At 70.9% G+C, this 13,546-nt stretch carries 13 protein-coding genes; 8 read left to right on the top strand and 5 right to left on the bottom strand.

Annotation, left to right across the window (positions count from 1 at the left end; genetic code table 11):
* The first annotated feature begins 34 nt into the window (after positions 1-34).
* Positions 35-937 carry a homogentisate phytyltransferase gene (locus AB0H43_RS09815; protein WP_359998866.1) on the top strand — a complete coding sequence of 301 codons (903 nt, stop codon included), beginning with the start codon at positions 35-37 and terminating at the stop codon, positions 935-937.
* Positions 938-992: 55 nt separating this feature from the next.
* Here the strand turns inward: AB0H43_RS09815 and AB0H43_RS09810 are convergent, their stop codons facing one another.
* The 3 genes from AB0H43_RS09810 to AB0H43_RS09800 form a co-directional block, all read right to left on the bottom strand.
* On the bottom strand, positions 993-1,709 hold the full coding sequence (locus tag AB0H43_RS09810) for a hypothetical protein (protein WP_359998865.1): 717 nt from the start codon (positions 1,707-1,709) through the stop codon (positions 993-995).
* 97 nt (positions 1,710-1,806) lie between these two features.
* The gene (locus tag AB0H43_RS09805; protein ID WP_359998864.1) at positions 1,807-2,784 is read right to left on the bottom strand and encodes an LD-carboxypeptidase; all 978 of its coding nucleotides are present in this window, start codon (positions 2,782-2,784) and stop codon (positions 1,807-1,809) included.
* Between the two features lie 119 nt (positions 2,785-2,903).
* On the bottom strand, positions 2,904-4,694 hold the full coding sequence (locus tag AB0H43_RS09800) for a beta-galactosidase family protein (RefSeq protein WP_359998863.1): 1,791 nt from the start codon (positions 4,692-4,694) through the stop codon (positions 2,904-2,906).
* 104 nt (positions 4,695-4,798) lie between these two features.
* Between AB0H43_RS09800 and AB0H43_RS09795 the strand changes: the two genes are divergently transcribed.
* Complete coding sequence (locus AB0H43_RS09795; RefSeq protein WP_359998862.1) at positions 4,799-5,515, top strand: hypothetical protein; 717 nt, start codon at positions 4,799-4,801, stop codon at positions 5,513-5,515.
* 163 nt (positions 5,516-5,678) lie between these two features.
* Here AB0H43_RS09795 and AB0H43_RS09790 read toward each other — a convergent pair whose 3' ends face one another.
* The gene (locus tag AB0H43_RS09790; protein WP_359998861.1) at positions 5,679-6,623 is read right to left on the bottom strand and encodes a BadF/BadG/BcrA/BcrD ATPase family protein; all 945 of its coding nucleotides are present in this window, start codon (positions 6,621-6,623) and stop codon (positions 5,679-5,681) included.
* A gap of 168 nt (positions 6,624-6,791) precedes the next feature.
* On the opposite strand from AB0H43_RS09790, the gene ngcE reads away from it, so the two are divergent.
* From ngcE to AB0H43_RS09765, 5 genes are all read left to right on the top strand, one after another.
* Positions 6,792-8,219, top strand: coding sequence for an N-acetylglucosamine/diacetylchitobiose ABC transporter substrate-binding protein (gene ngcE / locus AB0H43_RS09785; RefSeq protein ID WP_359998860.1), 1,428 nt, complete (start codon positions 6,792-6,794; stop codon positions 8,217-8,219).
* Positions 8,220-8,274: 55 nt separating this feature from the next.
* Entirely contained in the window at positions 8,275-9,180 is a 906-nt protein-coding gene (locus tag AB0H43_RS09780) for a sugar ABC transporter permease (protein ID WP_359998859.1), read from the top strand.
* A 119-nt stretch (positions 9,181-9,299) separates the two neighbouring features.
* A complete protein-coding gene (locus tag AB0H43_RS09775) occupies positions 9,300-10,088 on the top strand; it encodes a carbohydrate ABC transporter permease (protein ID WP_359999316.1) in 789 nt (262 codons plus the stop codon).
* A gap of 14 nt (positions 10,089-10,102) precedes the next feature.
* The gene (locus AB0H43_RS09770; protein ID WP_359998858.1) at positions 10,103-11,077 is read left to right on the top strand and encodes a MurR/RpiR family transcriptional regulator; all 975 of its coding nucleotides are present in this window, start codon (positions 10,103-10,105) and stop codon (positions 11,075-11,077) included.
* Complete coding sequence (locus AB0H43_RS09765) at positions 11,061-11,978, top strand: N-acetylmuramic acid 6-phosphate etherase (protein WP_359998857.1); 918 nt, start codon at positions 11,061-11,063, stop codon at positions 11,976-11,978. The genes AB0H43_RS09770 and AB0H43_RS09765 overlap by 17 nt, the downstream gene beginning before the upstream one ends.
* Before the next feature lie 166 nt (positions 11,979-12,144).
* On the opposite strand, the gene AB0H43_RS09760 is transcribed toward AB0H43_RS09765, so the two are convergent.
* Positions 12,145-13,086: an aminoglycoside phosphotransferase family protein gene (locus AB0H43_RS09760; protein WP_359998856.1), complete on the bottom strand. Its 942-nt coding sequence runs from the start codon at positions 13,084-13,086 to the stop codon at positions 12,145-12,147.
* 22 nt (positions 13,087-13,108) lie between these two features.
* On the opposite strand from AB0H43_RS09760, the gene AB0H43_RS09755 reads away from it, so the two are divergent.
* The gene (locus tag AB0H43_RS09755; RefSeq protein ID WP_359998855.1) at positions 13,109-13,543 is read left to right on the top strand and encodes a thioredoxin family protein; all 435 of its coding nucleotides are present in this window, start codon (positions 13,109-13,111) and stop codon (positions 13,541-13,543) included.
* Positions 13,544-13,546: the final 3 nt, after the last annotated feature.

Genomic DNA, 13,546 nt, shown 5'->3' with positions numbered 1-13,546 from the left:
GTGCGGCGTCCTTGATCAAGGCATAGTCAGCGGCATGAGGACCACCGCGGCGGGACTACGCACCCTGTGGGCGTTCTCGCGCCCGCACACCGTCATCGGCACCGCGTTCGCGGTGTGCGCGCTGTATGTGCTGGCCACCCACGCCGCCCAGCGGCAGGACCCGGCCCTGTGGCTGCTGGTGCTCGCCGCCAGCCTCGCCGTCAACGTGTACGTCGTCGGGCTCAACCAGCTCACCGACGTCGAGATCGATCGGATCAGCAAGCCTTACCTGCCGCTGGCCGCCGGTACGCTACGCCGCGGCGTAGCGGTCGCGATCGTCGTGGTGTCCGGCGCCGGGGCGTTGCTGCTGGCCGGGCTGCAAGGCCGCTACCTGTTCACCGCGATCGCGGTCATCGCCGCGATCGGCACCGGCTACTCGGTGCCGCCGGTGCGGCTCAAACGGTTCCCGGTGCTGGCCGCGGCGTGCATCATCGCCGCCCGCGCCATCGTCGCCAACCTCGGCGTCTACCTCGCCTACTCGGCGGCGCTCACCGGACGGGCTGAGCTGCCCGCCTACGTGCTGCTGATGGTGGGCTTCATGGCCGGGTTCGCGGCCGTCATCGCGCTCATGAAAGACATCCCGGACGTCGAAGGCGACCGCCGCCACCAGGTCTCGACCCTGGTGCTGACCATCGGCCCGCGCCGCACGCTGCGCCTGTGCCAGGCGATCCTGACCGCCGGGTACGCCGCCGTCATCGCCGCCGGGCTGGCCGGCGTCCCGGACGCCAGCAGCCTCGTGCTCATCGCCACGCACCTGATCGCGCTGGCCGTCCTGTGGCTGACCGGGATACGCGTGGACGGCGCCGACACCGACGCCGTCCGTCGCTACTACATGCTGATCTGGAAGCTGTTCTACGCCGAGTTCGTGGTCTTCCCGCTGGCCGTGCTCCTGGCCTGACCCCGATCAGGCATGCTGCCGAGCTGACCCCGGTCAGGTGTGCGGCCGGACCGGGTCACGCGCCCAGCTCGGCCAGCTTCGCCTCGATCTCGGCCAGCTCGGCCCGCAGCTTCTCCGCCGCCGCCCGCGCGTTGTCCCGCTCGGACGCCAGGATCTGCTCCACCGCCTCCTGCACACCGGGCACGTCGAGCAGGCTCACCATCTTCAGCGCCTCGGCCGGCTTGATCACATAAGGCTTGGCCAGCGCCTTGGAACCCTGCATCGCGCCGACCGTCCACTCGCCCTCGGTATAGGCCAGCGTCACCACCAGCCCCGGCGGGGTCTTCACCTTCGCCGCACGCGCGGCGGGCTTGCGGGGCGCCGGCGCGGCCGGCTCGGCGGGCGTGACATCGGACACTGCGGGCTCCTGACGTGCGGTCTTCTCGGTGCTGGGTTTGGCGGGGTCGATGAGGTCTTCGCCGATCGCGAGCGGACGCCGCCCACCCGGCTCAGTCTGCTCCGGAGCCGGCGTCACCACCGCGTCGGCACGCCGGGCGGCCGCGCCCTTCGGCGGCAGCTGGAGATCGGCGGGGGAGAAGGGCAGGGCGTCGCCGCCGAACTTCACCACGATCCACTCGTCACCGGCGTCCGGATCCTCCAGGGCGACGACCTGGCCGATCTGGCCGGCGATCTGCCCGGCCGACTCGGTGAACATCACACGCGGCCGCTTGCCGCCGTCGAGCACCCCACGGATCTGCTCCAGATCCGTCTTGGTCAGTCCCTTCCCGGTCATCGTCGCTACTCCACTCCGTCCACTCTCCGAACACATGTTTGATAGCACTCTTCTACCAGAGGCTACCGACAGTCCGGCACCGACACCCCGCCGGGCCTTACCGCACGGCGGATTCGAGCAGCGTCAGCGTACGCGCGCTCGCGTCGAGCGAGGCCCGCACGCCGAGCGGCAACGGCAGGTTCGCCGACGTGTGTCCGAAGTCGACTCCGGCCAGGATCGGCAGGTCACGCCCGCCGACGACGTCGAGGACCACGTCACGCAACGACGGCGGATCGGGATACTCGGTGGACACCTCCAGCGGTACGCCGACGACCATCCCGGCGATCCGGTCCAGCACCCCGGCGACGCGCAGCAGGTGCAGATCGTTCCAGACCCACTCGAGCGGACGGCGTACCTCCTCCCAGAACAGCAGCGCCCCGTCGAAGTGCTGCCGCAACGCGTACGGGGTCGCCTGCAGGCGCACGATCCGGTTCAGCAGCCCGCCGACCAGCCGGCCCTCGGCGACCCCCGGCCGCCACGTCGCCCAGGCGTCCGGCCGGCTCGGCGGCAGCACGACCGGCGCGTCGCCGGCGAGCACCCGGCGGTAGACGTCGGCCAGCTGCGCGCGGCGGGCGGCGTCGGCCAGGCCGAACCAGTCCAGCCCCATGCCGTGCGTGGCGAAGTCGGCGTGGAAGCCGACCAACCCCAGCCGGGCGTACAGGGACAAAGTGAGCAGGGAGACGTCGCTGTAGCCGAGGATGGGCTTCGGATCGGCCCGGATCGCGTCGAGGTCCACCAGATCCAGGTAGGACGCGGTCGTATTGCCGCCGGTGTGTGCGACGACCGCCCGCACCTGCGGATCGCGGAGCAACCCGTTGAACTCCCCGGCGATGCGCTCCGGCGAACCCGCCGACCACCAGCGCCGCGACCCGTCGACGACCAGCGCCGCGACGCGTACGCGGAACCCGGCCGACTCCAGCACGGCCACACCCCGGTCGAGCAGCGGTTCGTCGGCCGGCATCAGCGGCGCCGACAAGGCGGCCACCGCCACCACGTCACCGGGGCGTACGGCGTGCGGCCGCAGGATCTCCACCATGCGGCCGACGCTACGCCCCGATTTTGATCAGGGCGCTGGGGAAACGATCAGGGCGCCAGGGACACGACACACCGGTCGATCATGACCGAAGGTTCATGATCGACGGGACACGACGGGGGTCAGGACAAGGCGGGGGAGTCGAGGAGGTCGACGACGGCCGGGGTGGCGGCGGTGAGGGGCGGGTCGAGGGTGAGGACGACGAGTTCGTTGGGGCCGGGGCGCCACAGAGGCGCCGGAGCGTACAGGGCGCGTTGCGGGCCGGCCGACCAGCAGCGGCCCAGCAGGAACCCGTTGAGCCACAGGTAGCCCTTGCCGCCGCCCGGGCGCAGCCACGCGTCGGCGGGTTCGCCGACGGTGACGAAGCCGCGGCGGAAGGCCGGCCCGTCCACAGTGTCGTCAGCGGAGGAGTCCCACGGCACGGCCGGCAGTGGCCCGTCGAGCGGCAGGGGCCGGGCGGTCCAGCCGTGGACGTACTGACGTTCGTGCAGCACCCCGCCGGTCAGGCCTTTGCGTTCGCCGACGATCGGGCCGTAGTTCGCCCGGCCCATCGACTCGACGAGCAGCTCCAGGCGCGCGCCTTCGGCGGGCACCGCGAACGACAGGTCCGCGGGCCGGTCGCGCTCCAGCACGCCGAGGACCACACCGTCGACCGCCACCTGTGCGCGGTCGGCCAGTCCGCGAAGCACCAAGGGGTACGCCGTCCGCAGGCCCGGGACGGTGGCGGTGTAGCGCACGATCCCGTGGACGATCCCGAGCTCCTCGAAGGTCGGCGGGTTCGGCGCGACCGTCTCGGGGAGCCCGACGCTGTCGATGACCTGCTCCAGGCGTACCCCTTGGGCAAGCGTGACCGAGGTGCGGGCCTGGACCGGCGTCGGGGCGGGCGGCTCGGGCAGCGGCCCGTCGACCTCGTTGCGGTACGCGGACAGCACCTCGCGGAACGCCCAGAACTTCGGCGTCGCGCGGCCCGCCTCGTCGATCGGGGCGTCGTAGTCGTAGGAGGTGACGGTCGGCCGGTAGTCGCCGTCGAGACCGGGCGCGGCGAGGTTGGCGCCCGCGGTCGTGCCGAAGTTGGTGCCGCCGTGCGCCATGTAGATGTTGACCGACGCGCCCGCCGCGAGCATCGCGTCGAGGTCCTTGGCGGCGTCGGCCGGGTCGCGCAGTACGCGATCGTGACCCCAGTGGTCGAACCAGCCGCACCAGAACTCCATGCACATCGGCGGGTCTTGCGGGCGGTGCTCGGCGAGCTTGGCGAACGCCTCCAGCGGGCGGCTGCCGAAGTTCACCGTGGCGAGCAGTCCCGGGACGGAGCCGCCGGTGAGCATGTGGTCCTCGGGGCCGTCGGAGGTGAACAGCGGCACGGCGATCCCGCGCTCGCGCAGCCCGTCGGCGAGGTGCCGCAGATAGGTCAGGTCGCTGCCGTAGGAGCCGTACTCGTTCTCGACCTGGACCATGAGGACGGTGCCGCCGCGTGTGAGCTGGCGGGCGGCGACGTGCGGGATCAGCACGTCGAACCAGCGGTCCACTTCGGCCAGGTACTCCGGGTCGGCGCAGCGCAACCGGGTCGGCGGCAATGCGCCGGTCAGCCACGAGGGCAGTCCGCCGTTGTCCCACTCGGCGCAGATGTAGGGACCGGGGCGGACGATCGCGTACAGGCCCTCGTCGCGGGCTGCGTCGAGGAAACCGCCGAGATCGGTCAGCCCCGCGAAGTGGTGCTCGCCGCGCCGGGGCTCGTGCAGGTTCCACGGGACGTAGGTCTCCACCGTGTTCAGCCCCATCGCGCGCAGCATGCGCAGCCGGTGGCGCCACTGATCGGGGTGCACCCGGAAGTAGTGCAGCGCGCCGGACAGGACCCGGAAGGGGCGGCCGGCCAGCTGGAAACCGGCCGGAGTCACCTCGAACGTCTCGTGCATCGGGGCAGGCTAGCAGGTTCGGAAAGCGCTTACCATCGGGTCGGGCCGCCGGGCTGTAGTGCGGCTGTAGGGATCGTGTAACCGGCCGCCCCACTATCATCGGTATGCGGAAACTCATCAATGCGGCCGTCGTCGCCACCGCGATCACGGGCCTGCTGCTCGGACTGCCCGGGGTCGCCAACGCCGACGGCTCCGGCACCGTCAACACCGCCGGCAGCGCGCTGACCGTACGGTCAGGCCCTGGCACCGGCTACAACGGGTGGCGCACCGTCGCCGACGGCGCCGCCGTCACCATCCTGTGCCAGCAGACCGGCACCACGGTGACCGGAACATACGGCACCTCGAACATCTGGGACATGCTGTCCAACGGCGGCTACGTCTCCGACGCGTACGTCTACACCGGCTCGGACGGCACCGTCGCCGACTCGTGCAACTACGTCGGCGCGCCGCCGCGGGCGAACCCGCGGTCGGCCAACGGCGCCATCGACTGGGCGTTCGCACGCTACCGGTCGACGTCCTACGAGAACCTGTGCCTGGCGTTCACCGCGCAGGCGTACGGGTGGGGCGGCTCGGGCTGGAACACCGCCGAGATCGGCGGCGACTACATGGTCAACCACGGCTACATGAAGACCAGCGGCATCCCGCCACGCGGCGCGCTCGTCTGGTACCACAACTCCGCCGGCAGCGGGCACGTCGCGATCAGCCTCGGCGAGGGCAAGGTCATCGGGACCTCGGTCAGCGGCGGCGTCGGCGTGGCCGGGTATCTCGACCACGGCTCGTACCGGGGCTGGTCGGTGGCGTACTACCCGGCCGGTTGGTGATCCGGGCTTTCCTCCTGCGGGCACCGCTCGGCCCGGTGCCCGCACCCGACGCCCCCTGCACCAGCCGCCCGGCCCGCTGCCCGGCCCAAGCCAAGATCATTGCGTCAGCCATGCTGTTGCATCGGGCATTTCGCCGCGCGAAACAGCATGGCTGACGCAATGATCACGAGCCTGGGTGGGTGAGGTGCAGGGGGGCGTTGGGGGGCAGGGTGCCTGAGGCGGCGCCCTGGGCGAGGCGCAGCGCACCGTCGACGGCGCTGCCGGCCGGTTCCCGCAACGACGCGCTGGCGGTCACGGTCGTGGTGAACGCGTCCCACAACGCCGGACCGGCCTGGAACAGATTCCCCGTGTACGCGATCTCGCGCGGCGCGCCGGGCGGCAGCGCGGCGAGCGCCGACTGGGCCAACTGCGTACCGGCGTCGGTGAGCAGGCCGGCGGCGACCGGGTCGCCGCAGCGGGCGGCGTCGGCGATCGCGGGCACGAACCCGGCCATCACCCCCGCCCGGTCGTCGCGCCCGGCGAGGTCGCGGACGAGCGCGGCCGGGTCGCCGTACTGCTCGGTCAGGGCCGCCAGCAACGCCGGTGAGCCGCCGGGACGGCCGTCGGCGGCGCGCAACCCCGCCTGCAGGCCCGCCCGGCCGAGCCACGAACCGCCGCCGACGTCGCCGAGCAGGTAGCCCCAGCCGTCGACCCGATGCCAGGCGCCCTGCCAGTCCGAGCCCAACGCCACCGCGCCGGTGCCCGCCGCGACGACGGCCCCACCGCGCAGGCCCAGCGCTCCGGCGTACGAGGTGAGCATGTCGGAGCAGAGCGCCACGACGGGCGCTCCGGTAGCCTCGGCCAGCGCTTGCGGCAGGCGTACCCGCAGCTCGTCGCCGAGCAGCGCGAAGCCGGTGAGGCCGGCGGCGACCGCAGCGATCGGCCCGGGGCCGCCGGTGACGAATTCGCGCACCAGGGGCGTCAGGATGGCGACCGCGTTGGCCGCGTCGACCCCGCCCGCTCCGATCCGGGTTGGTCGATCTGTGCTGGTCGTGGCGATAATGACGCCGTCGCGCGCGAGGGCGGCGCGGGCGCCGGTGCCGCCGACGTCGAGGCCGATGGTGAGCACGAGCGGCACGATACACGGCGCGAACCGGTCACGGTGATTTCTTAACGATCCAACAAAGGTGACGGTTAAACCTTGACAACGGCAACGGCGACCCGGCACAGTCTCACCACTCGCACCGCACACGAGGCACCACCCCTAGACCTCCCATCAACGAAGAGGGACAGCCGAATGTCTGCACATGATCTGACCCGCCGCACGGTGCTGCGCGCCGGCGCGGGCGTGGCTGCGGCCGCCGGATCGGCGGGCCTGCTCGCGGGCTGCGCGCTCGGCGACGACGAGCCGGAGACCAAGTCCGACAAGTACGAGGGCACCAAGAGCGACAAGAACCCGCTCGGTGTCAAGGAAGACGCCCCGCTCGAGATCGTCATCTTCAACGGCGGCTTCGGCGAGGACTACGCCAAGGCGCACGAGGCGATGTACAAGGAGAGCTACCCGAAGGCGGAGATCAAGCACTCCGCCGTCGTGGAGATCAACAAGACTCTCCAGCCGCGGTTCGTCGACGGCACGCCGCCGGACTTCATCAACGACTCGGGCGCCGGCCAGATCCCGCTGGGCGACCTCGTCGCGCAGAACCAGCTCGCCGACCTGACCCCGCTGCTCGACGCGCCCAGCCTGGACGTGCCGGGCAAGAAGGTCCGCGAGACCCTGCTGCCGGGCGCGATCGCCTCCGGCACCTTCGGCGACGGCGTCTACGCCCTCAACTACGCCTACAGCGTCTACGGCATCTGGTACTCCCGCAAGCTGTTCACCGACAAGGGCTGGGCGTACCCGAAGACCTGGGACGAGCACATCGCGCTGTGCAAGACCATCAAGGCGGCCGGCATCGCGCCGTGGACCTACGCCGGCAAGCACCCGCGCTACTTCAGCTGGGCCGTGCTGTCGACGGCGATCAAGCTCGGCGGCAACTCCGTCGCGCTGGCCATCGACAACCTCGAGCCGAACGCCTGGACCTCGGACGCGATGAAGACCGCGGCCGACGCCTGGTACCAGATCGTCAAGGACAAGTACATCCTCGAGGGCAGCCCCGGCCTGGACCACAAGCAGTCGCAGGCGGAATGGTGCAAGGGCAAGGCGGCGATGATCCCCAACGGGTCGTGGCTGGAGAGCGAGCAGAAGGACGTCACGCCGCAGGGCTTCAACATGTCGGTGGCCCCGACGCCCAGCCTCGGCGCCGGCGACAAGCTGCCGTTCGAGGCGATCCGCGGCACCGCCGGTGAGCCGTTCATCGTCCCCGCCAAGGCCAAGAACGAGCGCGGTGGCCTGGAGTACATGCGGCACATGCTGTCGATGAAGGGCGCCAAGGACTTCACCCAGAAGGTGTCCAGCCTGACCATCGTGGCCGGCTCCGCCGACGGCGTCACCCTGCCGCCGGGCCTGTCCTCGGTCGTCGACGCGCTCAAGGCGTCCGGCTCCAACGGCTTCAACTGGGTGTACCCGGTGTACTACCGCAAGCTGGAGCGCAACCTGGTCGACGCCGCGTGCGGCGACTTCTTCTCCGGGCGTACGACGCCGGAGGAGTTCCTCAAGGCCTGTCAGAAGGGCGCCGACGAGATCGCCGCCGACAGCTCCTTCAAGAAGTACAAGCGCACCGCGTGATCCGGCTAGACGGAGGGGGAGCCCGGCGAGGGCTCCCCCTTTGGGAGGTGACACTGTGAAGCACGGGAGATGGCCGCTGCTGGCGACCTTCCTGCTGCCCCCGTTGGCGCTGTACGCGTACTTCGTGATCTCCCCGTACGCGCAGACCTTCGTCATCTCCACGACGGACTGGCACGGGCTTTCACGGAACTACAACGTCGTCGGGCTCGACAACTTCAAGCGCCTGTGGCACGACGAGCACATCTGGAACGCCCTGCTGCACAACCTGTGGCTGCTCCTGCTGTTGCCCGTCGTCACGATCCTGCTCGGGCTGTTCCTGGCCACGATGCTCAACGTCGGCGGGCGCAGCGGCCGGATCACCGGCGTGCGCGGCGCGTCGATCTACAAGCTGATCTACTTCGCGCCCCAGATGCTGTCGGTCGCCGTCATCGGCGTGCTGTGGACCGAGGTCTACAACCCACGGTCCGGCCTGCTGAACGCCGGCCTGCGCGCGATCGGGCTCGACGGCCTCGCGCAGATCTGGCTCGGCGACCCCGACGTGGCCCTGTGGGCGGTCGTGGCCGTCATGGTCTGGGCGAACGTCGGCTTCTACGTCGTGCTGTTCGGCGCGGCCATGCAGTCGGTGCCCAAGGACATTTACGAGGCCGCCGCGCTCGACGGAGCCAGCCGGTTCGCCACCATGTTCAAGATCACCGTGCCGCTGCTGTGGGACACCATCCAGGTCGCCTGGGTGTACCTGGCCATCATCGCGATGGACTCGTTCGCGCTGGTGCAGATCATGACGCGCGGCGGGCCAAGCTTCTCCACCGACGTCATCGGCGAGCGCGTGTACGACGTCTCCTTCGGCGACTCGCAGTTCGGCTACGGCTCGGCCATCGGCGTGGTCATGTTCTTCCTGACCCTCACCATCACCGTCGTCGCACTGCGACTGACCCGCCGCGAGAGGATCGAGCTGTCGTGAGCACTCTGACTTCGGCCGACCCGGCGACCGAGGCCGCACCGGCGCGACGGGGCCCGGCGACGCGGCCCGGCGGCAAGAGCCTCGTCGACGGCACCCTCAACGTCTTCTCCCACGCGTTCCTGCTCGTCTGGGGTCTGCTCACCGCGCTGCCGCTGCTGTGGGCGGTGCTGAGCGCGTTCAAGAGCGACAACGAGATCCTGTCCGACCCGTGGGGTCTGCCGGGCTCGCTGCGCTGGGACAACTTCAGCCGAGCCTGGACGCACGGCCACATCGGCCAGTACTTCGTCAACACCGGCATCGTGCTGCTCGGTTCGCTCACGCTGACGATGCTGCTCGGCGCGACCGCGGCGTACGCCCTGGCCCGCTACCAGTTCTGGGGCAACCGGATCATCTACTTCGCCTTCGTCGGCGGCATGATGTTCCCGGTCGTGCTCGCGTTCGTGCCGCTGTTCTTCGTCGTCCGCGACGCGGGGATGCTCGACACGCTGCCCGGCCTGATGCTGGTGTACACGGCGTACTCGCTGCCGTTCACGGTCTTCTTCCTCACCGCGTTCTTCCGTACGCTGCCCACCGCGGTCAGCGAGGCGGCCCTGATCGACGGCTGCGGACCGTTCCGGCTGTTCTTCCGGGTGATGCTGCCGATGGCCAAGCCCGGCCTGATCAGCGTCGGCATCTTCAACTTCCTCGCGCACTGGAACCAGTACCTGCTGCCGGTCGTCCTGCTGAAGGACGAGAACAAGTACGTCCTGGCACAGGGGCTGGCCGCGTTGGCGGTCAGCGAGGGCTATCGGGGCGACTACTCCCGGCTGTTCGCCGGTCTGACCCTGGCCATGCTGCCCGTCCTCGTCGTGTACGCCGTCTTCCAACGGCAAATCCAGGCCGGACTGACCGCCGGTCAGATGAAGTGACGGATGATGTGCGCATGACGACTGTTTCCTCCGGCGCCGCCGCCTCCGGCTCGGGTGCGCTGCGTGACACCCCGCCGATCGACGCCGACTCCCTGCTGGCCCGGCTCCGGGGGCTGCTGCCCTCGCTGCCCGACTCGGAACAGGCCGTCGGCCGGCTCGTCATCGAGCAGCCGTCGGAGATCGCCCGGGCCAGCATCTCGGAGCTGGCCCGGCGGGCCGGCACCTCGGCGACGACGGTCACCCGGTTCTGCCGCGACGTCGGCCTGACCGGATACCACGAGCTGCGGCTGCTGCTGGCGGTGGCGGTCGACCGGCAGCAGTCGGCCGGTCGGCATGTGCCGATCGGCGCGGAGACCGACATCGCCCCTGAGGACAACCTGCCGGCCATCACCCAGAAGATGGCCCACGCCGCCCAGCGCGCCATCCAGGACACTGTGGACACGTTCGATCTGGACGCGCTGGCGGCGGCGGTCGACGCCCTCAACGGGGCGCACCGGGTCTACCTGTACGGCGTCGGCTCCAGCGACGTCGTCGTGGCCGACCTCGACCACAAACTGTCCCACCTCGGGCTCACCTGCCTGGCGTACTCGGACGTGCACCGGGCGGTCGCCTCGGCGGCGCACCTGAGCGCGCAGGACGTCGTCATCGCGGTGTCGCACTCGGGGCGCACCGTCGAAGTGCTCGACCCGGTCCGTGTGGCGAAACAGCGGGGCGCCACCACCCTGGCCATCACCAACTACCCCCGCTCACCCCTGGCCGAGATGAGCGACATCGTGCTGGCCAGCGCCGGTCGGGAGAGCATCTTCTTCCGCACCGGCGCGACGGTCAGCCGGATCGCTCAGCTCTACGTCGCCGACTGTCTGTTCGCCGCGCTCGCACAACGACGCGGGGACCAGACGTGGGAGGCGTTCGACCGCGCGCACGACGCGGTCTCGTCCCGACACTCTGCAGGCAGGACCAACAACCGTGTACGTGGAAGTCGAACCTGACGCACCGACCGAACGCCGTAACCCCGCCTCCGAGCGGATCGACGAACTGCCGCTGGCCGACGTCCTGCGGCTGATCAACGAGGCCGACGCGACCGTGCCGGCGGCGGTGGCGGCGGTACTGCCCCAGATCGGTGAGGCCGTGGAAGCCGGGGTACGCGCCCTGGCCGGCGGCGGCCGCATCCACTACTACGGCGCGGGCACCTCCGGCCGGGTGGCCTTCGCCGACGCCGCCGAGCTGCGCCCGACCTACGCGCTGCGCCCGGACCAGGTCGTCCCGCACGTCGCGGGCGGCGTGGACGCCCTGTGGCGGGCCGCCGAACAGGCCGAGGACGACGACAGCGCCGGGGCGCGCGACGCCTCCGACGTCCAACCGGGCGACCTGGTGCTCGGCGTCGCCGCCAGCGGCGGTACCCCCTACGTCGGCGGGGCGCTGCGGCAAGCCCGCAAGCTGGGCGCGACCACCGGGCTGATCACGTCGAACCCGCAGGCGTCGCTGGCCGAACACGCCGACATCTTCATCGCCGCCGACACCGGCCCGGAGATCATCACCGGCTCGACCCGGATGAAGGCGGCCACCGCGGCGAAGCTGATCCTCAACACGTTCTCGACCGCGCTGATGATCCAGTACGGGCGGACCTACGGCAACCTGATGGTCTGCGCCGTGCCGACCAACGCCAAGCTGCGCCGGCGTGCGGTGTGGACGCTGTCGGCCGCCGCGCACGTCGACGGCGACCTCGCCGCCGAAGCGCTGGCCGAATCCGGCGACGACCCGTCGGTGGCGCTGCTCATGCTGCTGGCCGCGCCCGACCACCAGCTCGCCGACGTCGACGCCGCCCGGCAGGCGCTCGCCGAGACCAGTGGGGCGATCCGGCCGGCCGTCTCGCGCCTCACCGGCCGCTAGCTTCAACCCGCGCGCCGGCCTTTCGCCCGCTTGCGCGCTGGCCTGCCTTGCGCGCTGGATCAGGGTTCCGGGTCGAATCTTGGGCCAAGATTCGACCGAGAACCCTGATCCAGCGCACTCCTGGCAGACGCGCCCGACTGGTGTCGCCCGGGCGGCGTGTCGGGGGTCAGATCGGGTTGGGTTCGAGCAGCTCGGCGAACCAGCCCCACACGCCTTCGCCGTACTCGGCGAGCACCTTCTCCTCAGCGTCCTGCAGCGACCGCCGATAGGACATCGCGCGGCTGATCTTCGTCACGGTCAGCGCGGCGTCGGCCCACCGGACCAGGTCCGCGCGGGCATGCTCACCCGTCCACGCCTCCAGGTACGCGTCCCGCAGCCGGGCCAGCAACGGGTCGCCCTCCTCGACCTCGGCCTTGCGGGCGGCGACGCGCAACGTCACCAGCAGCGTCCCGAACGGGTGCGCCACGCTCGCGTCGCCCCAGTCGAAGAAGGCGTGTTTGTCGCCCCGGACGAGCACGTTCGCGTCGTGCAGGTCGTCGTGCTGCAGCGTCGGGGCGATCCCGGACGCTGCGAGCTCCTCGGCCGCCCGGACCACGACCGGCCGCACGGCCGCCAGCGCGTCGAGCTGATCGGCGACGTTCGCCCGGACGAGGGGCTCGTCCAGCAGCAGGTCGAACAGCTCCGGCAGCCGGTGCGGACGCAGGTCGGGCGTACCGACGGCGAGCACGTCGGCCACGTGCGGGGTGAGGCTGCGCTGGAGGTCGGCGTACTCGCCGAGCATCTGCTCCCACACCTCGATCCGGAACTTGCCGTCCTCGGTCGCCCGCAGGGTGACACCGCCGTCCGGGCTCAGCGACCAGCCGCGTACGGCGTCGACCGCGAGCGGCACCACGACGTGCGCCGGGACCAGCGTCCCGAGCAGGCGCAGCAGGCCCGCCTCGAACACCGTGTCGGCCAGGTTCAGCTTGAGCCACATGTCCCCGGCGTCGGTGGTGATCTTGGCCACTTGGGACCAGGGATATCGGTGGGGCCACGTGACCTCGTGCACGCTGATCCCGCGGGCTGTGAGTTCCGTCGTCGCCCAGTCTTCCGGCCGCAATTCGTTCACACCGGGAAGCTACCGTTGAGCGGTGCCGTTGGTCAGCTTGTTTACCGTCGTCGTCGCCCTCGCCGCCGCGAGCGCGATCGGCGTCGCGTGGAAGCGGCGCAACGGCCGATTCACATCCCAGGCTCCGGGGGAGGCGCCGATGCTGCGGGAACTCGGCTGGCAGCCGGGCACGCCGCTGACTTTGCTCCAGTTCTCCTCAGCGTTCTGCGCCCCGTGCCGGGCGACCCGGGTGCTGTGCGAGCAGGCGGCGAAGACCGTCGACGGCGTACGCCACGTCGAGGTCGACGCCGAGTCGCACCTCGACGCCGTCCGCGAGCTGGGCATCATGCGTACGCCGACGGTGCTGCTCGTCGACGCCGGCGGGAACATCGTCCGCCGGGCCAGCGGGCAGCCGACCCGTGCCCAGCTGATGGGAGCGGTCGCCGCGGTTCTCGGCGAGTTCACAACTGCCCGGTAACTT

Origin of the sequence: Hamadaea sp. NPDC050747 (assembly GCF_040654195.1) — a bacterium.
Lineage (GTDB): Bacteria > Actinomycetota > Actinomycetes > Mycobacteriales > Micromonosporaceae > Hamadaea.
Note: the sequence above shows the minus strand (reverse complement) of the source record. Positions and strands in the feature narration are given on the sequence as shown.